This window comes from Nonomuraea montanisoli, assembly GCF_013363975.1.
Taxonomy (GTDB): domain Bacteria; phylum Actinomycetota; class Actinomycetes; order Streptosporangiales; family Streptosporangiaceae; genus Nonomuraea; species Nonomuraea montanisoli.
This window is the reverse complement of the sequence record NZ_JABWGN010000007.1, coordinates 409415-430115: the sequence shown is the minus strand read 5'-3', so window position 1 is coordinate 430115 and position 20701 is coordinate 409415. Positions and strand designations below refer to the sequence as shown.

22 protein-coding genes and 1 pseudogene are annotated in these 20701 nt (G+C 72.9%); 8 read left to right on the top strand and 15 right to left on the bottom strand.

What is annotated here, in order from left to right:
* Nucleotides 1-27: 27 nt before the first annotated feature.
* On the top strand, nt 28-3588 hold the full coding sequence (locus HTZ77_RS20375; RefSeq protein WP_205302873.1) for a WD40 repeat domain-containing serine/threonine protein kinase: 3561 nt from the start codon (nt 28-30) through the stop codon (nt 3586-3588).
* Here the strand turns inward: HTZ77_RS20375 and HTZ77_RS20370 are convergent.
* The 8 genes and pseudogenes from HTZ77_RS20370 to HTZ77_RS20340 form a co-directional block, all read right to left on the bottom strand.
* Nucleotides 3585-3935, bottom strand: a complete 351-nt coding sequence (locus tag HTZ77_RS20370) for a hypothetical protein (RefSeq protein ID WP_175591196.1) — start codon at nt 3933-3935, stop codon at nt 3585-3587. The two genes, HTZ77_RS20375 and HTZ77_RS20370, sit on opposite strands and share 4 nt — an antisense overlap.
* 47 nt (nt 3936-3982) lie before the next feature.
* Nucleotides 3983-4603, bottom strand: coding sequence for a GntR family transcriptional regulator (locus HTZ77_RS20365; RefSeq protein ID WP_175591195.1), 621 nt, complete (start codon nt 4601-4603; stop codon nt 3983-3985).
* A gap of 56 nt (nt 4604-4659) precedes the next feature.
* A complete protein-coding gene (locus HTZ77_RS20360; protein ID WP_175591194.1) occupies nt 4660-5604 on the bottom strand; it encodes a DMT family transporter in 945 nt (314 codons plus the stop codon).
* A gap of 52 nt (nt 5605-5656) precedes the next feature.
* Nucleotides 5657-6034 carry a hypothetical protein gene (locus HTZ77_RS20355; RefSeq protein ID WP_175591193.1) on the bottom strand — a complete coding sequence of 126 codons (378 nt, stop codon included), beginning with the start codon at nt 6032-6034 and terminating at the stop codon, nt 5657-5659.
* A gap of 92 nt (nt 6035-6126) precedes the next feature.
* Nucleotides 6127-6348: a GNAT family N-acetyltransferase gene (locus tag HTZ77_RS48275; protein ID WP_235994945.1), complete on the bottom strand. Its 222-nt coding sequence runs from the start codon at nt 6346-6348 to the stop codon at nt 6127-6129.
* Nucleotides 6341-6616: pseudogene (locus HTZ77_RS48270) on the bottom strand (GNAT family N-acetyltransferase); the annotation flags it as partial. The gene HTZ77_RS48275 and the pseudogene HTZ77_RS48270, both read right to left, overlap by 8 nt.
* Nucleotides 6617-6626: 10 nt before the next feature.
* Nucleotides 6627-6983, bottom strand: a complete 357-nt coding sequence (locus tag HTZ77_RS20345) for an MmcQ/YjbR family DNA-binding protein (RefSeq protein ID WP_175591192.1) — start codon at nt 6981-6983, stop codon at nt 6627-6629.
* 50 nt (nt 6984-7033) lie between these two features.
* Nucleotides 7034-8476, bottom strand: a complete 1443-nt coding sequence (locus tag HTZ77_RS20340; protein ID WP_175591191.1) for an alpha/beta hydrolase family protein — start codon at nt 8474-8476, stop codon at nt 7034-7036.
* 80 nt (nt 8477-8556) lie between these two features.
* Here HTZ77_RS20340 and HTZ77_RS20335 point away from each other — a divergent pair, with 80 nt between their 5' ends.
* The 3 genes from HTZ77_RS20335 (at nt 8557) to HTZ77_RS20325 (ending at nt 10704) form a co-directional block, all read left to right on the top strand.
* Nucleotides 8557-9156: an ArsR/SmtB family transcription factor gene (locus HTZ77_RS20335; protein WP_175591190.1), complete on the top strand. Its 600-nt coding sequence runs from the start codon at nt 8557-8559 to the stop codon at nt 9154-9156.
* An 85-nt stretch (nt 9157-9241) separates the two neighbouring features.
* On the top strand, nt 9242-10276 hold the full coding sequence (locus HTZ77_RS20330) for an ion channel (protein ID WP_175591189.1): 1035 nt from the start codon (nt 9242-9244) through the stop codon (nt 10274-10276).
* Between the two features lie 71 nt (nt 10277-10347).
* Nucleotides 10348-10704 (top strand): VOC family protein, encoded by a 357-nt coding sequence (locus HTZ77_RS20325; RefSeq protein WP_175591188.1) that lies wholly within the window; start codon nt 10348-10350, stop codon nt 10702-10704.
* Here HTZ77_RS20325 and lepB read toward each other — a convergent pair.
* Nucleotides 10701-11240, bottom strand: a complete 540-nt coding sequence (gene lepB, locus HTZ77_RS20320; protein ID WP_175591187.1) for a signal peptidase I — start codon at nt 11238-11240, stop codon at nt 10701-10703. The two genes, HTZ77_RS20325 and lepB, sit on opposite strands and share 4 nt — an antisense overlap.
* A 54-nt stretch (nt 11241-11294) precedes the next feature.
* On the opposite strand from lepB, the gene HTZ77_RS20315 reads away from it, so the two are divergent.
* The gene (locus HTZ77_RS20315; protein WP_175591186.1) at nt 11295-11867 is read left to right on the top strand and encodes a dienelactone hydrolase family protein; all 573 of its coding nucleotides are present in this window, start codon (nt 11295-11297) and stop codon (nt 11865-11867) included.
* 55 nt (nt 11868-11922) lie between these two features.
* Here HTZ77_RS20315 and HTZ77_RS20310 read toward each other — a convergent pair whose 3' ends face one another.
* The 4 genes from HTZ77_RS20310 to HTZ77_RS20300 form a co-directional block, all read right to left on the bottom strand.
* A complete protein-coding gene (locus HTZ77_RS20310; protein ID WP_175591185.1) occupies nt 11923-12513 on the bottom strand; it encodes a DUF6879 family protein in 591 nt (196 codons plus the stop codon).
* A 90-nt stretch (nt 12514-12603) separates the two neighbouring features.
* Nucleotides 12604-12726 carry a hypothetical protein gene (locus tag HTZ77_RS47545; protein WP_268960046.1) on the bottom strand — a complete coding sequence of 41 codons (123 nt, stop codon included), beginning with the start codon at nt 12724-12726 and terminating at the stop codon, nt 12604-12606.
* A gap of 67 nt (nt 12727-12793) precedes the next feature.
* Nucleotides 12794-13855, bottom strand: coding sequence for a HesA/MoeB/ThiF family protein (locus HTZ77_RS20305; protein WP_175591184.1), 1062 nt, complete (start codon nt 13853-13855; stop codon nt 12794-12796).
* A gap of 153 nt (nt 13856-14008) precedes the next feature.
* Nucleotides 14009-14386: a nuclear transport factor 2 family protein gene (locus HTZ77_RS20300; protein ID WP_175591183.1), complete on the bottom strand. Its 378-nt coding sequence runs from the start codon at nt 14384-14386 to the stop codon at nt 14009-14011.
* A gap of 58 nt (nt 14387-14444) precedes the next feature.
* Here HTZ77_RS20300 and HTZ77_RS20295 point away from each other — a divergent pair, with 58 nt between their 5' ends.
* Together HTZ77_RS20295 and HTZ77_RS20290 are read left to right on the top strand one after the other, a co-directional pair.
* Nucleotides 14445-15392 carry an RNA polymerase subunit sigma-70 gene (locus HTZ77_RS20295; RefSeq protein ID WP_328808666.1) on the top strand — a complete coding sequence of 316 codons (948 nt, stop codon included), beginning with the start codon at nt 14445-14447 and terminating at the stop codon, nt 15390-15392.
* 53 nt (nt 15393-15445) lie between these two features.
* Complete coding sequence (locus tag HTZ77_RS20290; protein WP_175591181.1) at nt 15446-16393, top strand: DUF5829 family protein; 948 nt, start codon at nt 15446-15448, stop codon at nt 16391-16393.
* A 75-nt stretch (nt 16394-16468) separates the two neighbouring features.
* Here HTZ77_RS20290 and HTZ77_RS20285 read toward each other — a convergent pair whose 3' ends face one another.
* Complete coding sequence (locus HTZ77_RS20285; protein ID WP_175591180.1) at nt 16469-17848, bottom strand: erythromycin esterase family protein; 1380 nt, start codon at nt 17846-17848, stop codon at nt 16469-16471.
* A 206-nt stretch (nt 17849-18054) separates the two neighbouring features.
* Between HTZ77_RS20285 and HTZ77_RS20280 the strand changes: the two genes are divergently transcribed.
* On the top strand, nt 18055-18897 hold the full coding sequence (locus tag HTZ77_RS20280) for a phosphotransferase family protein (protein ID WP_175591179.1): 843 nt from the start codon (nt 18055-18057) through the stop codon (nt 18895-18897).
* A gap of 6 nt (nt 18898-18903) precedes the next feature.
* Here the strand turns inward: HTZ77_RS20280 and HTZ77_RS20275 are convergent, their stop codons facing one another.
* Nucleotides 18904-20460 (bottom strand): S8 family peptidase, encoded by a 1557-nt coding sequence (locus tag HTZ77_RS20275; protein WP_175591178.1) that lies wholly within the window; start codon nt 20458-20460, stop codon nt 18904-18906.
* Between the last annotated feature and the right edge of the window lie 241 nt (nt 20461-20701).

The following is a 20701-nucleotide window of genomic DNA, read 5'->3' as shown; positions in this document are numbered from 1 at the left end:
GTAGGGCGTTCCGCGAACTCTTCGGCGATGGTGCACATCCAAACCTCTGTGACTCTTGTTACGGGGGATCCGACGCGGATCGGGAAGTACTGGCTGGCCGGACGACTGGGCTCGGGCGGCCAGGGGGTGGTCTACGACGCCTACGACCCGGAGGGGCACCGGGTGGCGATCAAGATGCTGCACGGCACCGACGTGGGCCTCTTACAACGCGAGGTCACCGCGGCCCAGCGGGTCTCCTCCTTCTGCACCGCCCGCCTGGTCGAGGCCGATCTCACCGGGCCCCGGCCGTACCTGGTCAGCGAGTACGTGGAAGGGCCCAGCCTGGGCGCCGCCGTACGGGACGGCAGGACCTTCGCCCCCGGTGAGCTGCACCGGCTCGCGACCGGCGTCGCCACCGCGCTGACCGCCATCCACGACGCGGGCGTGATCCACCGCGACATGAAGCCGGACAACGTGGTGCTCGGCCCCGACGGCCCCCGGGTGATCGACTTCGGGCTCGCACGGACGCTGGAGATGTCGCTGACCGCGACGGGTCTGGTCTCCGGGACGCCCACCTACATGGCGCCGGAGGTGTTCACGGGCGAGCGGGCGGGGGCCCCGGCTGACGTGTTCGCGTGGGGCGGGATCGTGCTGTTCGCCGCGACCGGCAAGGACCCGTTCAAGGCCGAGACCCTCGGCGCGGTCATGCACCAGGTCATGTCGGTCGAACCTGACCTCACCTGCCTGCCGGAGACGCTTCGCCCGCTGGTCCACGCCGCGCTGCGCAAGGACCCGATGGAGCGGCCCACGGCCCGCGCCCTGCTGCTCGCGCTGATCAGCGGCGACGGCCGGCTCGACACGGCGCGGCTGCTCGCCGAGGGCGGCCGGGCGTCGCAGATCGCCACGGAGGCGCGCGATCCCGGCCTGGGACCGCTCGCGGAAGAGGCCTACGGCATGCTCGGCCCCGCCGAGCGCGACCTGGCCGCGCAGGTGTTCCTGCGGCTGGTCACGGTGGACGAGGACGGCGAGCTGTCCCTGCGGCGGGCCCGCATGAGCGAGTTCCCGGAGGCGGCGAACGTGCTGCGGGTGTTCGCCTACCTCCTGGAGGTCAGCGGCGAGGAGGTGCGGCTGACCCGGCCCGCCCTTCCCCACGCCTGGCCCCGGCTGCGCGGCTGGATCGAGGCCAACCGGGACGGCCTCGCCGTCCACCGGGACATCATGAGCGCCGCCCGGCGGTGGGACGACGGGGGCCGGCGCGACGGCGACCTGCTCACCGGGCGCTCACTGGAGTCCGCGCTGCAGTGGGCGGCCACCGGCCGGCGGGACATCACGCTGGTCCGCGCCGAGCGCGACTTCCTGAACGCGGGGGCCTCGCTCGGCCGCCGCCGGGCCCGCAGGAGCCGGGTGGTGTCCCTGAGCCTGGCCGTGCTCCTGGTGGCCTCGCTGGGCGCGACCGGGGTCGCGGTCTGGCAGAGCCGGGTGGCGAACGACCGGTTCCGCATGTCGGAGGCGGCCAGGATCGCGGCCGCCGCCGGGGCGATCCGGGCCACCGACCCGCGCCTGGGCGATCTGCTCAGCGTCGCGGCCTGGCGGCTCGACGCGACCCCGCAGACCCGCAAGGCCATGAACGACTCCCTCGCCCAGCGCGAGACGGCCGTGTTCCAGGACCCGGTCACCGGTCCCGACACGCTGCGCACCCTCAGCGCCGACAGCAGGACCCTGGTCAGCGTCAGCGGCGGCGAGGCCCGGCTGTGGGACGTGGTCCGCCGCGTCCAGGTCGGGAAACTGCGGCTGGAGGTCAAGGGGACGCCGATCGACGTGGCGCTGAGCCAGTCCGGCGCGGTGCTCGCGGTCCTGACGAGCAAGGGCGCGTACGCCTGGGACGTGCGGACCGGCAAGGCCAAGGGCACGTGGCTCTTCGACAAGCCCATCGGCGGTGACGCCGCCGACCGGGCCGCCGTCAGGTTCGGCACGGTCGACCGCTACGTCATGGTGCGCCGGGACGGTCCCGGCGACGTGTTCTGGGACCTGCGGACCGGCCGGAACACGAAGGTCCCCGGCTTCTGGAACGGCGCGATGACGCCCGACGGATCGGCGATCTTCACGCAGTACCACGACATCAAGACGATCGGCAGGTTCGCGCTGCCCGGCCTGAAGCTCACCGGCACGAGGCCGGCGCAGGAACCGTGCAAGTACTGCCCCGAACCGCTGGCGGTCACCAAGAAGGGAGAACTGCTGGAGGTGCTGCCGAGGCGGCGGCTCGGTGTCACCGACCTGGCGGACCCGGACAACTCCTCGGCCGGCACGCTGATCAACGACGGCCCCGCCACCTGGAACCAGGGACGCGTGATCTTCAGCCATGACGAGAGACTGTTCGCCTCGGCGACGGACAAGGAGATCCAGCTCTGGGGCGAGGGCACGCTCCTCGCCACGCTGACCGTCCGCTCCGCCTCCGACGAGACCTCCGACTGGGTGGCCGAGGCGATGTCGCCCCAGCCGAGATTCGACCCCGGCGGAAAGGTGCTGCGCTACCTCAGCGAGGACCGGGTGTTCTCCCTCGACGTCTCCGCGCTCAGCGGAACGGGCGACGGCGAGTCCAGCACGATAGCGGTCAGCCCGGACGGCGCGACGAGCGTGGAGTTCCGCGGCACCGACGCGTACCTGCGCAACGCCAAGAGGCGCGACCTGCTGCTGCGCGGCAGCCAGGACAGCGACGCCTCCGTCCTCTTCACCGGCGCCGCCTTCAGCAGCGACGGCAGGACGATCGCACTCACCACCTTCGAGCCCACCCCGGTGGGCCGCGACGACTTCACGAACATCACGCACCTGCGCATCCACGACGCCGCCACCCGCAAGGAGATCAAGCAGCTCAAGGTGAGCGACGACGACGAGGGGTTCGTGGCGGGCTACAGCCCCGACGGCAGCAAGGTCGCGGTGCTGCTCACCCAGGTGGAGGACTCGACGAAGTCCACGCTCCAGGTGTGGGACTGGAAGGCGGGCCGCGCCCTGTGGTCGGCCAGGATGACCAGGCTGACGGACGTCGCCTTCAGCCCCGACGGGACCAGGCTGGCCGTGCTGGCGCAGGAGCCCCGTCTGCTGAACGCGGCCACCGGGAAGCCCGCCGGCCCGGTCCTGCGGGCCACCGGCCGCACGACCCGCCTGGAGTACGGCGCGTTCACCCGATCCGGGGAGCTCGTCACCGCGGACAACCGTGGCCGCATCGCGGTCTGGAACCGCGAGGGCTCGCCCCGGACGGTCATCAGCGGCGCCTCCGGCAGCCCGACGGCGCCGCTGGCCGTGTCACCGAAGGAGGACCTGGCCGCCCTCGTGGGCGGCGACGGCAAGGTCCGCCTCTACGACCTGGCGCGCGGGCAGTACGTCGGCGCGGTCCTGGACGACGACCGGGGCAACGTCCAGCGGGTGTCCTTCACCTCCGACGGCACCCGCCTGATCACCTTCGACCAGGTCGACCTGCGGCACGAGTATCCTGTCGCGCCCCCGGCCGTGGCCGAGGCCCTGTGCGCCCGCTTCGGACGCACCCTGACCGAGCAGGAGTGGACGGCCAACCTTCCCGACGTCGATCCCGTCTCCGTGTGCGGGGACGACTAGTCGTATTCGAGGTCCGGCAGCGTGGACGGCGGGTCGGGGCTGCGCCAGACGACGACCGCGCCGTCCCGCGCCGCCTCGGCCGCGAGCTGGAGCCGGTCCAGGTCGAAGTCCGGCAGGTAGCGCAGGCGGGCCAGGAACGTCGAGTCGGTGGCCGACCTCGGCACCACGCAGCCCTCGCCGTCGCGGTCGAGCAGGATGTAGAGGACCTCGGAGTCGGTCTCGGCGACGACGCGCACCTCGACGACGTCCTCCCAGGCGAGGGCCTCGACGCTTCCGTCGGCGTAGTGACGGGTCACGCCCTCTTCCGTGACATACACGTAGGAGTCCGGCATCGGGTTGCCGTGCATGGCCGCGATTCTCGCGAGTCGGAGGGGCGTACCGCAAGGGCTCGCGCTCAGCCGCCCCAAGTGTGCCCGAGATGGGCCGCCACCGCGGCCCGCGCCGTCTCCACCGAGCTCCCGGCGATCGCGTCCAGGAGCTCCCGGTGCTCGCGCACGAGCACCTCTCTGTCCTCGTACACCTCCCGCAGCCGCACCAGCCCGAGCCGGGTCTCGGCCGCGAGCGCCCCGTACAGGCGGTCGAGGCGCGGGCTGCCCACGGCCCTGATCAGCGCCTCGTGCAGCGCCATGTGCTCGGCCACGGTGTCGGCCCACGGCGCCTCGGCGGGCAGGCCGTCCATCCGGGCCAGCGCGGCGTCGGCCTCGGGCACCCGCCGCCCGGCCATGGCCTGGGCCATGAGGTCCTCCAGCGGGCGGCGCACGTACATGAGGTCGTCGAGGTCGTCGAGGGTCACCTCGGGGACGTACGCGCTGCGGTTGCGCTCGCGCCGCAGCAGGCCCTCGTGGACGAGCGCGGCCAGGGCCTCGCGCACCGTGGGCCTGGCCACGCCGTACGCGGCGGCGATCTCCTGCTCGGGCAGCGGGGTGCCCGGCGCGATCTCGCCGGACAGCACCCGGCGGCGCAGCTCACCGGCCAGGGCGCCTACGGCCGAGACGGGTCTGAGGGGCAGGGTCACGGGTCAGACTCTAACCGCAATACCGCCCGTTCCCCGCCCTCGCGGACACGCCCTGCTCAGGCCCGCCGGGATCGCCCGGTTGACGGAACGGGCTCGGGCACGGCGGGGTCGCCCGGTGTGGACGGGGTCTCGGGCGCGCCCGGCCGGGGACGCCGGTCGGGCAGGGCCACGACGACCAGGCTGACCGCCAGCAGTGCGAGCCCCGCCCACGACACCGGGGCCAGCCGCTCGTCCAGCACCACGAGCCCGAGCAGGGCGGCGACCGCGGGCTCGGCCAGCGCCAGCGTCGCGGCCGTGGCCACCGGCGTGGTGCGCAGGCCCCTGCCGTACAGGAAATAGGACAGCGCCGTGGAGGCGAGCCCGAGGTAGAGGACGGCGAGCAGGGCCTTGGGCTCGCCCAGCCACCCCGCGCCGCGCCAGAGCAGCACCGGCAGCATGATCACGGCCGCGCCGCCGAACAGCACGCCCATCACCCCGTCGGACGGCGCCCCCTTGGCGATGGCGCGGGCGGCGGAGACCGCGTAGAAGGCGTAGACCAGGCCGCCCAGCAGCGCGAGCAGCACCCCGGACACCATCTGCCCGCCCTGCCCGCCGGCCTCCTCGGCGCCGCCCGCGATGAGGGCGGCGCAGCCGGCGATGGCGGCTGCGGTGGCCAGGACCCAGCGTCCGCTCGGCCGCTCGCGGTGCAGCACCCACGACAGCAGCCCCGTGAACACCGGCCCGCTGCCGATCGCCACCACCGTGCCGACCGCCACGCCCGTCCGGCCGACCGCCGCGAAGAAGCAGAGCTGGTACGCGGCCACCGCGGCGGCGGCGAGCAGCGTGGCCGGGCTCACCGCCCGGCGCACCCCCTTGCTCGCGAAGAGCGCGAGGACGGCGCCGCCGATGACCAGGCGCGCGGCGGCCAGGGCGACGGAGTCGGCGGAGACGAGCAGGCCCGCGGTGCCGGCCGTGCCCCACAGCACGGAGGCGCCCACGACGGCCAGAGGTCCTTGCTTCATCTGAACATTGTCAGACAATCAGACAATGCTGTCCAGTCTGATCAGCCCACGGTCACACGAGCTCGTCCAGGAGCTGATCGATGAGGCGGGCGGCGGAGGAGACCAGCTCGGCCGCGTAGTCGTCCAGAACGGCGATGCCGTCGTGGATGCCGGACGTCGCGCAGGCCGGCAGGTCGAGCAGCGCCTCCCCCTCGGCCCAGGCGGCTCCCTCCACGTGGAAGGCCCCGTCGGAGGCGGCGACGGAGACGGTGAACCGCACCTCGCGGCCGTCGGGCAGCATGAACGCGGTGCCGGCGCGGACGCCGGCCGGAGGGAAGAAGTAGCAGAAGGGCTCGCTGCGGACGAAGGGGTGACGTAAGGCGGCGAGGCTCGCCGCCGCCCGGCTCATGGCCGCCAGCAGACCGGCGGCCGCCAGGCTCTCGCTGTCCACCCAACCGAGGGTAGATCACCCCGGCGACCGCCCGCCAGCCAGCTCCCCGAGGCCGGCGGCCAGCCAGCTCCCCGGGGCCGGCGGCCGCCGGGTCAGTCGGTGGCCAGGCGGGCGTGGCGTTCGACGTCGTGGCGGACCCCGTCGTAGACGAGCTTCCCCCGCTCGATCCCCTCGGCGAGGAAGCCCGCCTTGGCGGCGACCCGGCACGAGGCCGGGTTGTCGACGCGGTGTCCCAGCTCCAGCCGGAAGAGCCCGTTCCCGGAACGCCCACCGGGCCAGCTCCTGCACCGCCGCCGGGGCGACACCGCGGCCACGCGCCTCGCGAACCGTCCAGTAGGAGACCCAGCCGTTGGCGTGGGCGTCGATGCGGGCCACCGCCACGTTGCCGACGACCCGCTCGCCGAGCGTGACCGCGAACGCGTGCCCCACCCCGTCCCACGAGGCGATCCACCCGAGCGCGTCCTGCAGCGTGAGGACCGGCCAGGGGGCCTGGCGGGACAGGTCGAGGTCCTGGAAGGCGGCCAGCACGGCGGGGGCGTCATCCTCGCGCCACGCGCGCAGCCGGATGTTCGTTGTCAGCATTAATGCCAGGTTATCCCCCGATGTGGTGGGCGGATTCGAAGGCCGTCACCAAGGTCTTGGGGGCGGTCAGGCACCACGCCTCGGCCACCAGCTCGAACAGCTCGTCGTAGTCGATGCGGTCGAGCCGGATCACCACCCACCCGAACCTCCCGGCGGTGAACTGCGGCTCGAACACCTCGGGCCGCTCGGCCACGAGCGCGATCTGCTCCTCGACGGTGGCCTTGACGCCGACGGTCTCGGTCTCCTCCCACAGGTAGCCGAACCCCTTGCCGCGCACCTTGAAGCTGACCCAGGTCGCCATGCGGTCCATGCGGACCTCGGGCAGCTTCTCCACCAGATCGAGGAACTCTTCGACGCTCACACCCATGGCCCCTGTGTAGCAGCCGTCACCGACACAACCTCACCCGGGCCGTGGACTCACAGCCCCGGGAGCAGCAGCCCCCAGTACAGCCCCCACGGCACGAGCACCAGTCCTCCGGCCGTCAGCGCGGCCAGCCGCACCCGCTCGCCCGCCGTGACGCCCGCGCGCCCCCGCCACCACGCCAGCCCGGTGACGGCCGTGGCCACCACGCAGGCCACCGCCAGCGCCTGGAGCGCCAGCCAGACCACCGGCCGGCCCGCCACGAGCGGTCCCGGGCTGCCCAGTTTGGCCCCCGTCATCACCGCGTACATGACATAGCCGAACGACCCGAGCACCACGGTCAGCCCGCCCGCGCTGAGCAGCCGCGCCGCCGCGCTCACCGGCCGCCGCGAGCGCCCGCGCACCCGCCGCGCCAGAGCCGCCAGCGGGTACGCGGCGAACCCGGCGAGCATCACCACCAGCGCCCCGGCCTGCACGTCGGCCGCCTCCCACCAGTCCACCGGCGGCACCGGCACGGTCGGGACCGCCTGGACCGGCGCCGGCCCGGACGTGCCGCTCACGGGCGGACGGCCGGAGGTCACGTCCGTCACCCAGGAGCCGACCAGGTCCGCGTAGCCGGGGGCCAGCTCGGGCAGCCGGGTGACGCCGCGGTCGGGGGTCCGGTGGGCGGCGTGGTCGGCGTCCGCGAAGTAGCGGACGGTGAGGTGGTCGTTGCCGCCGCGGCGCAGCGCCTCGGCGAAACCCGCGCTGCTCTCCCTGGCGGGGGTCAGCAGGTCGTGGACGCCCCAGACGGCGAGCACCGGCTGACGCACGGCGGCGATGGTCGGGGCGGGGTCGTAGTACGGCTCGGGGAACAGCTCGCCGTCGGCCAGCACCCGGTACAGGTCGGGTTCCGTGCCGTCCACCAGCCGTCCCCTGACCCCCGCGGCGCGCAGGCCGGCGTGCACGGCCCATGCCTGCTGGAGCAGCGGCTGCTGGCTGTTGGCGCCGACGAGCACCACGAACGCGACGTCGCGGGACCGGGCGGCGGCCATCGGCGCCACCCAGCCGCCCTCGCTGAGCCCCCAGACGCCCACCTTCGCCGGGTCCACGCCCGGCTGCTCGCGCAGCGCCGCCACGGCTCCCAGCGCGTCCCCCGCGAGCTGGGCGTACGAGCGCTCGAAGAGCGAGTAGCCGACGGACCGCTTGTCGTACACCAGCACCGACAGCCCCCTGCGGGCGAACTCGACGGCCTCGCCCATGAGCTTGGTCCGGGGCGTCCCCGTGCCGGCTCCGTGGATCAGCACGATCCCGGGTCGTGGCCGCGCCCCGCCGCCGCGGGCGGGCGACAGGACGGTCCCGTGCATGACGAGCCCGCCGTCGCCGGTGAAGGTCACCTCGACCGCCTTCAGATCACCGGGTACGCCCGGAGCCCGGGTCACCACGGCGGCCCAGGCTCCGGGCACAGCGAGCAGCCACCACAGAACGGCGGCCAGTCCCGCCACCACAACACGTCTCATGTCTGCCGAGACTACTTTGCAGAGAAGTCTCGGCAAACAGATCCCGGCAGAAATCCCTCTGCGGTACTAGACTCCTCCTCATGACGGATGAGGCCGCGCCACCCGAGTCCTTCCTGCTCGACGACCCGGCCCGGCTCAAGGCCCTGGCCCACCCGATGCGCCGCCTCATGCTCCGCCACCTGGGCGTTCATGGCCCGGCCACCTCCACCACGCTCGGCGAGCTGCTCGGCGCGAAGACCGGCACGACCAGCTACCACCTGCGCCAGCTCGAGAAGTACGGCTTCATCGAGGAGATACCGGAGCGCTCGACCGGCAGGGAGCGCTGGTGGCGCAAGGCCCGGGCGCCGCGCGACATGCGCCTGCCCACGCCCGACCGGCTGGCGCCGGAGGACCGCCCGATCCTCGCCGAGTTCCACCGCCTGGGCCTGGAGGAGGACCTGCGGCTCCTGGAGGGGCTGCCCCGGCTGTACGAACGCGACCCGGCGCGCGTGAAGGCGTCACGGGGGCTCGGCTGGATGACGGACGAGGAGTTCGAGGCGTTCTTCGAGGCGTACATGGAGCTCCTGCTCAGGCACAGCCACTCCCGGGACGAGGCCCCGCCGGACGCCCGCCCGATGTACCTCCGCCTCTGGGCGTTCCCCGCGGCCCCGGAAGACCGTGAGGGGACAGCGGACAGCTGATGCTGGTGCGGCCCGAGGGGCTGCTTTGTGGGGTTTGCCCGGTTATGGTGACCGCAGGACAGCGGCGTCAGGCGGGAGGACAAGCGTGCCCATCTTCCTCGCCCGCGTGCTGGCCCGGCTCTCCCTCCTCGGGACCTGGTGGACCCCGGTCCTCGTCTTCGCGCTGGTGTTCCTGACGAGCTGGCCGCTGATGGCGCTCGCGGAACCTGCCGGCAGCGAGATCGTGGCGCCGGGCAACTACTGGTGGTACTTCGTCGTCACCGCCTCCACCGTGGGCTACGGCGACCTGTACCCGGAGACCGCCGCCGGGCACGTCGTGGGCGCGTACGTCATCGCCGGCGGCATCGCGACGCTGACGACCGTCTTCGCGAGGTTCGCGTCGACCCTGGAACGCGCCAAGGGACGAAGGATGCGAGGTGCCGTCACCGTGGACATGTCCGGTCACATCGTGCTGCTCGGCTACACACCCGGCCGTACCGAGCAGATGGTGGACGAGCTGACCGCCGACGGGTCGTGCCGCATCGTGCTCTGCACGTGGGACGAGGTGCAGACGCATCCGATGCCGGAGCGCGAGGTGACGTTCGTGCGCGGCGACCTGACCGACGACAAGGTGCTGCTCCGGGCCGGCGTCCACCGGGCGTACAGCGTGCTCGTCGACGCCCGCGACGACAACGAGGCGCTGGCCGTCGCGATCACCGCCGACCACGTGGCCCACGGGGCGCACCTCGTCGTGGCCCTGCGTGACGTCTCCCGGGTCCGCCAGCTCCGGTACGTGCGGGACACGCTGCGCTGCGTCCAGTGGCACAGCCCGTACATGATCACCGAGGAGCTGCGCGACCCGGGCATCGCCGAGGTGTACACGCAGCTCATGACCCACGGCGACGCCGAGACGTACTCGGTGCGGCTGCCCGAGTCGCTGGGGCCGGTGCTGGTGGACCGCTGCCAGCTCTCGCTCGGCCGCCGCTGCGGCGCCACGCTGCTCGCCGCCCGCACCGGCGACGAGCTGCTCGTGAACCCCGGCTGGCGGACCGAGCTGCCGCCGGGCTCCGTGCTCTACTACGTCGCCTCCCGCCGCCTCACCCCCGACGAGCTCGCCACCGCCCTCCGCGCGGAGGGATGAGCCGGTTCGCGGGCGCGTTCGTCGAGCTCCCCTGCTATATCTTGACGTCAAGATACTGGGAGGAACTCGGAATGCTGCACCACGTCCAGCTCGCCTGCCCGCCCGGGAGCGAGCAGGCCCTTCGCGACTTCTACCAGGGCGTCCTCGGCCTGGCCGAGATCCCCAAGCCCCCCGTCCTGGCGGCGCGCGGCGGCTGCTGGTTCCGCGGCCACGGCATCGAGCTGCACCTGGGCGTCGAGGCCGACTTCCGCCCGGCCCGCAAGGCCCATCCCGGGCTGCTCGTCTCGGGCCTCGACGCGTGGGCCGGGCGGCTGCGCGCGGCGGGCTATCCGGTGGCGTTCGACGGCGACTTCCCCGGCATGCGCCGCTTCTACAGCGAGGACCCGCACGGCAACCGCCTGGAGTTCCTGGAGCCGGTCGGCGCCTAGGATCCGCGCGGAGCCTCGACCACCCCGACGACGTCCGAGACGCTGATCGTCCCGGTGCCGGGAGCGCCCTGATGGGCGCGGGAGTCCAGGGCGGAATGCCGGTTGTCGCTCATGACCCAGATCCGGTCCCGCGGCACCTGCACGGCGAAGTCCAGTTCGGACGCCGGGGGTTTCGCTATGTACGGCTCGTCCAGGGCCTTGCCGTCCAGCTCCAGCCGGCCGTGGGAGTCGCAGCACTTCACCGTGCCGCCCGGTACGCCGATGACCCGCGAGACGTAGGTGGCCTCCGGGTCGGGGGTGCCTTCGGACCAGCCCTCCGGCTGGCGGAAGATGATGATGTCGCCGACGCGCGGGACGTACCCGTCGTCGACCCGCCGCACCGACATGTGGGCGCCCTTCTTGATCGTCGGCTCCATGGCCTCGCTGGAGTTCGTGTAGGTGTGGCCGCCGAAGATCCCCAGGTCCGCGGACGCGCAGCCGGCGACCGGCGTCAGGAGCAGGACCAGGGACAGGGCGGATAAGCGTGGACGGATCATCCGGACATTGTGCGGCACGGAAGTGACGCAGGCGCCCCTCCTAGACTTGGCCCCATGGCACGGATCCTGCTCCTGCACTCCCAGTACGGCCTGCGGCCCGCCGTCCACCAGGCCGCCGGGCGGCTGCGCGCGGCCGGCCACGAGGTGCACGTCCCCGACCTGTACGACGGGCGCGTCGTCGGCACCCCCGAGGAGGCCATCGCGATCAAGGAGGAGATCGGCCGCGACGAGCTGCTGAAGCGGGCCGTGGCCGCCGCCGCTCCCCTGTCCGGGCAGGGCGTGGTCTACGCGGGGTTCTCCCTCGGCGGCGCGCTCGCGCAGAACCTCGCCCTGGCCGACGAGAACGCCCGGGGGCTGCTGCTGTTGCACGGCACGTCCGACCTGCCCGAGGGAGCGTCCCTGGACGACCTGCCCGTCCAGCTCCACGTCGCCGACCCCGACACCCACGAGCCGGTCGACTGGCAGAACGCGTGGTACCTGCTGATGCGCCGGGCCGGGGCCGACGTGGAGGTGTTCCGGTACCCGGGCGCGGGCCACCTGTTCACCGACCCGGACCTGCCCGACCACGACCCCGAGTCCGCCGAGCGCGCCTGGGCGGCGGCGCTCGGCTTCCTCGCCGACCTCTGACCCGACCGGCCGACCTCCGACCCGACCCGCCGACCTCTGATCCGAGGCCGGACGCTCAACCCGAGGCCGGGCGCTTTCTGGCCCAGTACGCGCGCAGGTCCTCGCCCCGCTCGAACAGGCCGGCCAGGACCGGCACGCACGGCTCGACGACCCGCGGGTCCGTGATCCGGCGGGCCCCGACGTGCCTGCCCGTCTCGTCGTACAGGACCTCGTAGAGCAGGGTCGGGCGGAACAGCACCAGCTCGGGCACGGGACCGCCGCCCTCGTACGGCCGCACCGCCGAGACCGGCACCACCCGGCCGTTCTCCCCCTCCTCGGCCCGCATGGCGAGCAGCGCGAGCTCCCACCGCAGGTACGGGGTGAACGGCTCCTCCACCACCCTGATCCGCCGGAAGTCGAGCCGGGCGGGATTGTCGTCGCGGAACCCGGGGCGCATCCGCTCGGCCAGCTCCATCGCCCGCTCCCAGTCGCCCTCGACCATCGCCAGATAACTGGGCAGATCTCCCTCGTCGAAATGCTGCGCCCGTTCGAGCTTCCACACGACGCCGCTCGTGGCCGCGAGCGCTCCGGCGAAGTCGGCCCCGTACGCGGCGGCGTCCATCACCTCGGCGGGCACGGTGCGCAGACGGTTCAGAACGTCACTCATCAGGCCTCCCGAAGAGGCCCAGCCGGCCTCTCGACGTGACTCATCAGGCCTCCCGGCGTGCGGGCGGGCCACCCCCCGCCCGCACGCGGGTCAGTTCGAGTTGCCCTGGCTGGGCGCCCACGCGGTCGGCCCGGCCTTGTCGAGCCGGCGGACGACGATCCCCTTGCGCGGCTTCCGCTCCTGCTGGGCTTCCGGGGCGGGGGTGTTGCTCATGACACTCCTCCTTACCGAGGTGAGTGGGGAACGGTAACCGAGAACGTACGGTCTTCCGGCTGCTTGATCAAGAACAGATGTCGCAGTCGGGACGCGATGGATACCGGGCGTACACGTGACCGTCCGGGTCCAGCAGCATCACCCCGTGGAAGTAGCCCGGCGGCGTGGACATGACCCCGGTCACCAGGGCCAGGACGTCGTGCGCGACCAGGTGACCGGACAGCCCGGCCGAGGCCCCGGTCACGCCGGGCCAGGCGTAGTCAGCGCCGGGGCAGGGCGGTATGCCGGCCCGCACGCACTCGTAGCAGGGACCGCCCGGCCCGAAGACGCCCACGCTGACGAGCGGGCCGTTGTACCCGCCGCTCACCCACGGGATCCCCGCCTCCGCGCACACCCGGTTGGCCCAGGTCTGGATCCCGGACGGCCCGCGGGGTCGGTCGGCGCAGAGCGCGAGGACGTCGAACCCGTCGATCAGGCGGGCCAGCCGCCCGGGGCCGTCCACCGCGGCCGCCTCGGCGGTGATGCCGATCTCGGAGTTGACCTGGCGCAGCCGGTCGAGCGCCACCTCCGCCTTGAGCCGGCCGACGTCCGGCTCGGTGTAGAGGATCTGCCGGTTCAGGTTGGACAGCTCCACGACGTCGGGATCCACCAGGTGCAGTCGTCCCACTCCGGCGGCGGCCAGCGTCCAGGCCACGTGACTGCCGGTCCCGCCCAGGCCGAGCACCACCACCCGGGCGTTCTTGATCCGCACCTGCGGCTCCCAGCCGTGGTCGCGCGGCGTGAGGTCGACCCAGCGGAAGTAGTCCCTGGTGCGGCTGTGGCGCTCCTTCTCCCGCTCGGTCAGCTCCGGGCAGGGCTCGGGCGCGGCGTCCTCCACATGGCCGGACGACAGGAGGGTGGCGACGATGCCCTCGGCCTCCTCGCACGTCAGGACGGGGTAGCAGGCGCGCAGCTCGGCGGCGATCTCCGCGGGGGGACGCGTGCCGTCCATGAGGCCCAGAGCCGTCCAGGCCCAGCCGTCGGCGTCCGCGATCTCGGAGGCGATGCCGTACAGGGCCCCGCCGAGCCGGACGGTGCCGTCGCCGGACCGGTGGGGAGCGTGCTCGGGTTTCACACGAGGCAGGCGCATCCCCCGATCGTCGTTACCGGCCAGTACCCCGGTCAAGATCGATTATCGGCTCCGGCGAAGCCGGCGCGCCAGAAGCCTCCGTCTCCTCGGAGCAGGTCCGGACGCCGCCCGGCCCCGAACCGCGCGACGGTCCGCGGCCGGGCGGCGGCCCGCTCACGGCCGGGACTGCTCCTGGCGGCGGCGGAACTCCTCGAACGGGGTCCGGTCGAACACGAACCTGTTGTAGACGATCTTCCCGTCGCGCACCGTGACGCACTCGGCCGCCGGCGCGCTCCTGGCCGGGATCGTCTCGGCGTCGTACATGATCAGGGCCGTCTCGTCGTCACCGAACGCGGCGATCATCTCCGCCCTGACGAGCAGGTGCTCGGCGAACGGCCCCAGGAACTCCCGGTACGCCCGGACGCCCGTGAGCCGCCCCGCCGGGGCGTCGCACACGACGTCGTCGGCGAGGTAGCTCATCGCCAGGTCGAGGTCCTTGCCGGTCCACGCGCGGTGGTGGGCCAGCGCGATCTGCAATGCTGAGCCGGTCATGGTGTCTCCTTCCGTTGTCGCCCGTTACGACACCGGGAGCCCGCGGAACGGAACGGTCGTGGCGGAAATCGCGTTCGAGGAGCAGGTCGCGGCGTACCGGCGCGAGCTGCTGCTGCACTGCTACCGCCTCCTGGGATCGCTGACGGACGCCGAGGACGTCCTGCAGGAGACGCTCCTCGCCGCCTGGCGCGGCCTGGACGGCTTCGAGGGCCGGGCGTCGTTGCGGTCGTGGCTGTACCGCATCGCCACCAACCGCTGCCTGAACGCGCTGCGCGACCGCGGGCGGCGCGTGCCGCCGGAGCCGAAGCCGCCGTTCGAGCCGCCGCCGCCGAGCCGCCACGGTGACGTGCCGTGGCTGCAGCCGTACCCGGACACGCTGCTGGTGCCCGACGCGGCGCCCGGTCCCGAGGCGCGCTGCACGGCGCGCGAAGCGGTCGAGCTGGCGTTCGTCGCCGCACTCCAGCGGCTCCCGCCGCGGCAGGCCGCCGCCCTCGTGCTCTGCGACGTGCTCGGCTACCCGCTCGGCGAGGCCGCGCCGATGCTCGACGCCACACCGGCCGCCGTCAAGGGTCTGCTGCAACGGGCCCGCGCCACGCTGGGGCGGCAACCCTCGGACGCCGGGCAGACCTCGGGCGCCGGACAAGCCTCGGTACCGGAACGCGAGCTGGTCCGCCGCTTCGCCGACGCCTTCACCGCCGGCGACGTCGACACGCTGGTCACCCTGCTCACCGACGACGCGTGGCTGGCCATGCCCCCGGCGCCGCACGAGTACCACGGCGTGGCGGCGATCGCCGCGTTCCTGCGGGCGAGCACGGCCTGGAGCGCGGACCTCCCCGTGCTGCTGGTCCCCACGCGGGCGAACGGGCAGCCGGCCTTCACCTGCCGCCTCGGCGGGCAGCCCGCGGGGGTGATCGTGCTCACCCTCTCCGGCGAACGGGTGCGGGGCATCACCCGCTTCCTCGTCCTCGACGAGGATTCCCTGAGCCGTTTCGAACCGCGATGTTAGGGGTTTGTCAAATCCTCAGTGGAGATGATCATTACCTGCCTAAGATCACGCACATGCTGATTAACCGAACCTTACGGACGATCACCGTCCTCACCGCGGCGTTCACCGTCGCGCTGACCGGGGCGGTCGCCGGAGGCGCGAGCGCGGCGTTGGCCGACGACACCCAGCCGAAGACCGACCGTCAGCTGCTGTTCTACAACCACGCCTACAGCGTCGTGGACAAGGAGACCGCCGACGCGGTCGAGAACTCCGAGTACCTGAAGAAGTTCGCCAACTTCGAGGTCCGCACCACGACCGGCGGCGGGATGACCTGGAAGGGCCGCTACCTGAAGGGCCGGGAGACCTACCTCGAACTGTTCTCGGTCGGCGACCTGCCCGGCCAGGACGCCGAGTTCGGCTCCGCCGGCATGGGCGTCTCGACCGAGCGCGCCGGCGACCTCGCCACGGTCACCGAGCGGCTGAAGGCCCAGAAGATCACCCCGGTCCCGTACCGCCAGACGCGTGACTTCGGCGACGGCGTCAAGGTGCCGTGGTTCGACACCATCCGCACCTTCAGCGACCAGTACGAGGCCTTCGACCCCTGGGCGATGGAGTACCTGCCGGAGTACTTCGCCGACCCGCGCAGCAAGACCGAGCCGGAGAGCTTCCCCGGTGACGTCGGCCGCGAGCGCTACCTGCCCGACGACTACCGCGACCGCCTGATGCGCGACATCACCGCCATCCGCATGGGCGTCCCGGCCCGCGACCTGGCCACCATGGTGCCGCTGCTGCGCGCCGGCGGGTTCACCGTCCAGTCCCTCGCGAACGGCGGCGTCGTCGCGACGGGCGGCGGCACCCGGATCCAGCTCGACTCCGTTCCGCGCGAGCAGGCCGGCCTGAAGCAGGTCGACTTCGTGCTCAACAAGTCCCTCGCGTACATGACCGAGGAGCGGATCGGCCGCTCGACCCTCTCCGTCGGCCCCGGCGCGCGCGCCGTGTGGACCTTCGACGCTCCCCAGTAAGGGGGCTCTTCCAGACCTGCCCCACCGGACCGGACGACGCCGGCCGCCTGGCCGCCGTCGTCCGGTTCCCGCGTGTCACGGCAGGAGCTTGGCGGCCCTGACCCGGTGCAGGTGGATCACCACGTCGAACGACTTGCCGAGCGCCACCTTGGTCGCCTGCTCCGGCGACCAGAAGCCGCCGCCGATCAGGCGGGAGGAGCGGGCCTGCGCCAGCCACGCCCGGGCGGGCTGCGGCGCGGTGCGGGTGTCGAGGATGAAGTCACGGTGGCGGACCTGGTCCAGCACGTACTCGTTGTAGTCCGCCCCGGCGGTCGGCACCGAGCCCTTGCAGGCAAGGGGCCGCTCGGCCGGGCGCGAGCCGGCCGGGCACTCGCCCTTGTCGATCAAAAAGTTGTAGCCGCCCTGGTCGAAGGAGGTGCCGACGGTGAGGAAGCGGTCGCCGAGGCGCTCGCGCAGGATGCCGCCCATCGGGCTGGGCACGAACATGGTGTCGATCGGGGTGTAGCTGAGGTGCGCGTTCAGCCCCGACACCTGGATCTTGTGGCCGGTCGTGCGGTTCCACCAGACGACGTTGTCGGCCAGCGCGGTGTCGCGGTACTCCTGGGCCTGCCGGCGCCCCTCGGCGGTGGCCTGGTCGAAGGCGAAGTCGGTGAAGGTCTGCGACAGGGCGCGGGCGTGCTGCACCGCCCACGGGTAGTCCTCGCCGCCGGCCTTCTGCTGCTGGAGGAGCTTGAGCGCCTCGGTGGCGCGCCGGGCGTTGTCCTTGCGGGTCTCCAGCGGCTGGGACAGCGCGATGCCCATGTACTCGCCCGCGTTCGGGGTGGTCGGCCGCAGCCCCTCGTACAGCTTGGTGAACTCGGGCGTCAGGTCGGGGTGGTGCTCGGCGACGTAGCCGAGGACCTTGTCGAACAGGACGTCACCGGGGTAGAGCAGGTCGGCGCCCATGAACTGGACCTTGGCCTGGTGGGTGGCGTTGTAGGAGCGCATCCAGGTGAGCAGGCCGAGGAACTCCTGGTTGTCGAACAGGTCGTAGGGGCCCTTGACCTCGTCGTGCATGATCGTGCGCGGGTCGCCCTCGCCGTTGAGGACGTAGTCGTTGAGCCGCACGCCGGTGCTCCAGCTCAGCTCCCGGGCGAAGGTGGTGAACCCCTTCTCGGTGACCAGGTAGCGGAAGAGCCGGTGGTTGAGCGTGTAGAACTCGGCGGTGCTGTGCGTCGCCTCGCCGACGCCGACCACCTTCGCGCCCGCCACCATCGCCCCGAACGCGTCCAGGTCGCGCATGCCGCCCCGAGGGGAGGTGGAGGCCAGCGGCTTGGCCACGGCGTCGAGCGCGGCCACCACCTTCGCGTCACCGGTGCCGGCGGCGGCCGCCGAGGCGCCCGCGGCGGCGCCGGCGGTGGTTAGGGCAAGGCTGAGGGCCAGCACACCGGCCCGGGTCTTCGTGTTCACAGTCATGTTCCGATACGTGAGGGGATCGCTGTTGACGGACCAGAGCCTTCTGGACCACGCTGTCAGCGCACTCGCCGTCCGCTGACAGCGGTCCGCTGAGGCGTCAGCGCGACGCCGACCGGGGCCGGACGCGAGGACCGGGGAAGCAGCCGCCTGACCGCACCGCCGCGCCTTCTGATCACATGGCCACCACGACCGGGAGCAGCCGACGCATGACCGACCGGGTACCCGACGACCTGCTGGCGATAGCCGACGCGCTCCTGCCGGGGACCTCCCTCGGCTCGGCGCGGCTCGTCCGGGGCGGGATCCACGACGTCGTCCTGCTGCCCGGTGTCGCCGCCGTGCGCGTCAGCCGGCGCCCCACCGGGGCCGAGGCCCTGCCGCGCCGTACCGAGGTGCTGCGGCTGATCGCCGCCGCCGGACTCCCCTTCGCCGTCCCCGAGCCGCTGACGCCGGTGACGAGGTTCGAGGAGCGGGCGGCCGTCGCCGTGTCGTGGATCGGCGGCGCCGGGCTCCCCGAGGGCGCGGGCGACCCCGCGGGGACCGGCGCGCTGCTCAGGGCCATCCGGGAGCTGCCCGTCACCCCGGAGCTGCGCGCCGTGCTGCCCGCGCCGCGCGAGCACGAGGGCCGCGACAACTGGGCGGCGATCCTGGCCGAGGAGGTCGTCCCGCGGTTCCCCGAGAAGTGGCGCGAGGAGGGCCGGCGGCGCCTGGCGGAGGCGATGGCCCTCGAACCGGTGCCCGACACGCTCGTCCACGGCGATCTCGTGGGGAGCAACGTCCACTGGGGCGCGGACGGCCGGCTGATCGGCGTCCTCGACTGGGATCGGGCTCACCTGTTCGATCCCGCGATCGACGCCGCGTTCATGGCGTGGCACGGCTGGGACAACCTCCGCCAGGCCGTCGACGGCGACACCTACCGGCGCGCCCGCGTCTGGGAGCGCACCTTCGGCGTGGACCACCTCGTCGCGGTCCTCGAACTCGGCGGCAAGCCGCTGAAGTACGTCGACAGCTACGTCGACCACATCGTGGCCTGGCTGGAGCGGTACGCCTGACAGCGCTCACATGGTGAGGCTCCAGGAGACGATCCGTCCCGTGTCGATCTTGTACGCGTCGCGCACGCGCAGCCGCCAGGTGCCCTCACGCGTCTCGGCGCCGAGGTCGACCGGGTACTCGGCCGCCAGGTCGGCCGCGGCGTCGTCGGGTTTCGCGCTCTTGAGCGGGTAGCTCGTCCCGTCCGGCGCGACCAGGTCGACGACGAGGTCGCCACGGTACGCGTGCCGGACGTCCACGGTGACCTTGGCCGCGGCCGAGCCGGATCCGGCGCAGCCGCTGACCGCGACGGGCCGCTCGACCGTCGCGCGGTCGGCCAGCGCGGCGCCCTCCGCGTCGGTGAACGGGCCGCAGGCCGCGGCCGCGGGCGCGACGTACAGCAGCCGGTTGGGCGAGCCGCTCCCCGCGTTGGTCACCTTGCCCGTGGTCGCCGCCGCCACGATCGCGTCGGAGATCTGCGCCGGGGTGGCGCCGGGATGGGCGCCCAGGTAGAGCGCGGCGGCGCCGGCCACGTGCGGCGAGGCCATCGACGTGCCGCTGATCGTGTTGGTGGCGGTGTCACTGGTGTGCCATGCCGAGGTGATGTCCCCGCCGGGGGCGAACAGGTCGAGGCACCTGCCCCAGTTGGAGGTGCCGCGCCGGCTGTCGTCGCGGTTGGTCGCCCCGACCGTGATGACCTCCGGGATGTTGGCCGGACCGACCTTGCAGGCGTCGGCGTTGTCGTTGGCCGCCGCGGCCACGTAGGTGTACCCCTTGGCCACCGACGCACGGATCGCGTCGGTCAGCGCGGAGCTCGGCGAGGTCTTCACGCTGACGTTGACCACCGCGGGCCCGGTGGTGTGGGCCGCGATCCAGTCGACGCCGCCGAGCACGCCGGAGTTCGGCCCCCTCCCGTCGCAGCCGAGCACGCGTACGGCGATCACCCTGGCCTTCTTGGCCACCCCGTGGCGGGTGCCGGCGATCGTGCCGGCGACGTGGGTGCCGTGCCCGTTGCAGTCGCTGGCGTCGTCGTCGCCGTCGAGCAGGTCCCTGCCGAAGGAGGCGCGCCCGCCGAAGTCGGTGTGGGTGGCGCGGATGCCCGTGTCGATCACGTAGACGCGGACGCCGTCGGCGGTTCCGCCGTAGGTGTACGAGCGCGACAGCGGCAGGTCGCGCTGGTCGATCCGGTCCAGGCCCCAGCTCGGCGGGTCGTCCTGGCGCTCGGCGACCGTCGCCGTCGCGTCCTGCTCGACGTAGGCCACGGACGGGTCGGCAGCGAGCCGTTCGGCCTCGTCCCGCGACATCGCGACGGCGAAGCCCTGGAGGGCGGCGGAGTAGGTGCGGGTGACCGCTCCGCCGTACCGGTCGGCGAGGTCCTTCGCGGCCGGTGGGACGCCGCGGGAGCGTAAGTCGCGCGTGTCCTTGAGGACGACGATGTAGTGGTCCTGGAGGGCACTGCCGGGCTCTGCGGCGCGGATCGTGCCCGGCGTGGGTGAGGGGGGCCCGGCGAGTGCGGCGCCGGTCGAGGCCGCGAGTGTCGCGGCGGCGACGGCCCCGACGGCCAGGGCGCGGGTGAGTCGTCTCATGGGGTGAAGGTCATGCCGAACGCCGCCGTTGTGGGGGAAGGTGTGTCACTGGCAGCAATGCGCCACAACCCCAACCCTAAATAGCCATAAATCCCCATAAATGGCGTCATAGCGGGTGGCGCGGTGGCGTCAATTCGCGGAACGGCACGTGTTGGCCCGCGCCCCGGCCAGGCACGACTCGGGCTGACCTGCCCGCGCACCGCCCCGCAATTCACTGAATGCTGTCAGCCCGTCCGACAGC

Excerpts from the sequence above, each read along its gene's own strand:
- HTZ77_RS20375 (WP_205302873.1), top strand. The coding sequence starts at position 28 with ATGGTGCACATCCAAACCTCTGTGACTCTTGTTACGGGGGATCCGACG.
- HTZ77_RS20370 (WP_175591196.1), bottom strand. The coding sequence starts at position 3,935 with ATGCACGGCAACCCGATGCCGGACTCCTACGTGTATGTCACGGAAGAG.
- HTZ77_RS20360 (WP_175591194.1), bottom strand. The coding sequence starts at position 5,604 with ATGAAGCAAGGACCTCTGGCCGTCGTGGGCGCCTCCGTGCTGTGGGGC.
- HTZ77_RS20345 (WP_175591192.1), bottom strand. The coding sequence starts at position 6,983 with ATGGGTGTGAGCGTCGAAGAGTTCCTCGATCTGGTGGAGAAGCTGCCC.
- HTZ77_RS20340 (WP_175591191.1), bottom strand. The coding sequence starts at position 8,476 with ATGAGACGTGTTGTGGTGGCGGGACTGGCCGCCGTTCTGTGGTGGCTG.
- HTZ77_RS20335 (WP_175591190.1), top strand. The coding sequence starts at position 8,557 with ATGACGGATGAGGCCGCGCCACCCGAGTCCTTCCTGCTCGACGACCCG.
- HTZ77_RS20325 (WP_175591188.1), top strand. The coding sequence starts at position 10,348 with ATGCTGCACCACGTCCAGCTCGCCTGCCCGCCCGGGAGCGAGCAGGCC.
- lepB (WP_175591187.1), bottom strand. The coding sequence starts at position 11,240 with ATGATCCGTCCACGCTTATCCGCCCTGTCCCTGGTCCTGCTCCTGACG.
- HTZ77_RS20315 (WP_175591186.1), top strand. The coding sequence starts at position 11,295 with ATGGCACGGATCCTGCTCCTGCACTCCCAGTACGGCCTGCGGCCCGCC.
- HTZ77_RS20310 (WP_175591185.1), bottom strand. The coding sequence starts at position 12,513 with ATGAGTGACGTTCTGAACCGTCTGCGCACCGTGCCCGCCGAGGTGATG.
- HTZ77_RS47545 (WP_268960046.1), bottom strand. The coding sequence starts at position 12,726 with ATGAGCAACACCCCCGCCCCGGAAGCCCAGCAGGAGCGGAAGCCGCGC.
- HTZ77_RS20305 (WP_175591184.1), bottom strand. The coding sequence starts at position 13,855 with ATGCGCCTGCCTCGTGTGAAACCCGAGCACGCTCCCCACCGGTCCGGC.
- HTZ77_RS20300 (WP_175591183.1), bottom strand. The coding sequence starts at position 14,386 with ATGACCGGCTCAGCATTGCAGATCGCGCTGGCCCACCACCGCGCGTGG.
- HTZ77_RS20290 (WP_175591181.1), top strand. The coding sequence starts at position 15,446 with ATGCTGATTAACCGAACCTTACGGACGATCACCGTCCTCACCGCGGCG.
- HTZ77_RS20285 (WP_175591180.1), bottom strand. The coding sequence starts at position 17,848 with ATGACTGTGAACACGAAGACCCGGGCCGGTGTGCTGGCCCTCAGCCTT.
- HTZ77_RS20280 (WP_175591179.1), top strand. The coding sequence starts at position 18,055 with ATGACCGACCGGGTACCCGACGACCTGCTGGCGATAGCCGACGCGCTC.
- HTZ77_RS20275 (WP_175591178.1), bottom strand. The coding sequence starts at position 20,460 with ATGAGACGACTCACCCGCGCCCTGGCCGTCGGGGCCGTCGCCGCCGCG.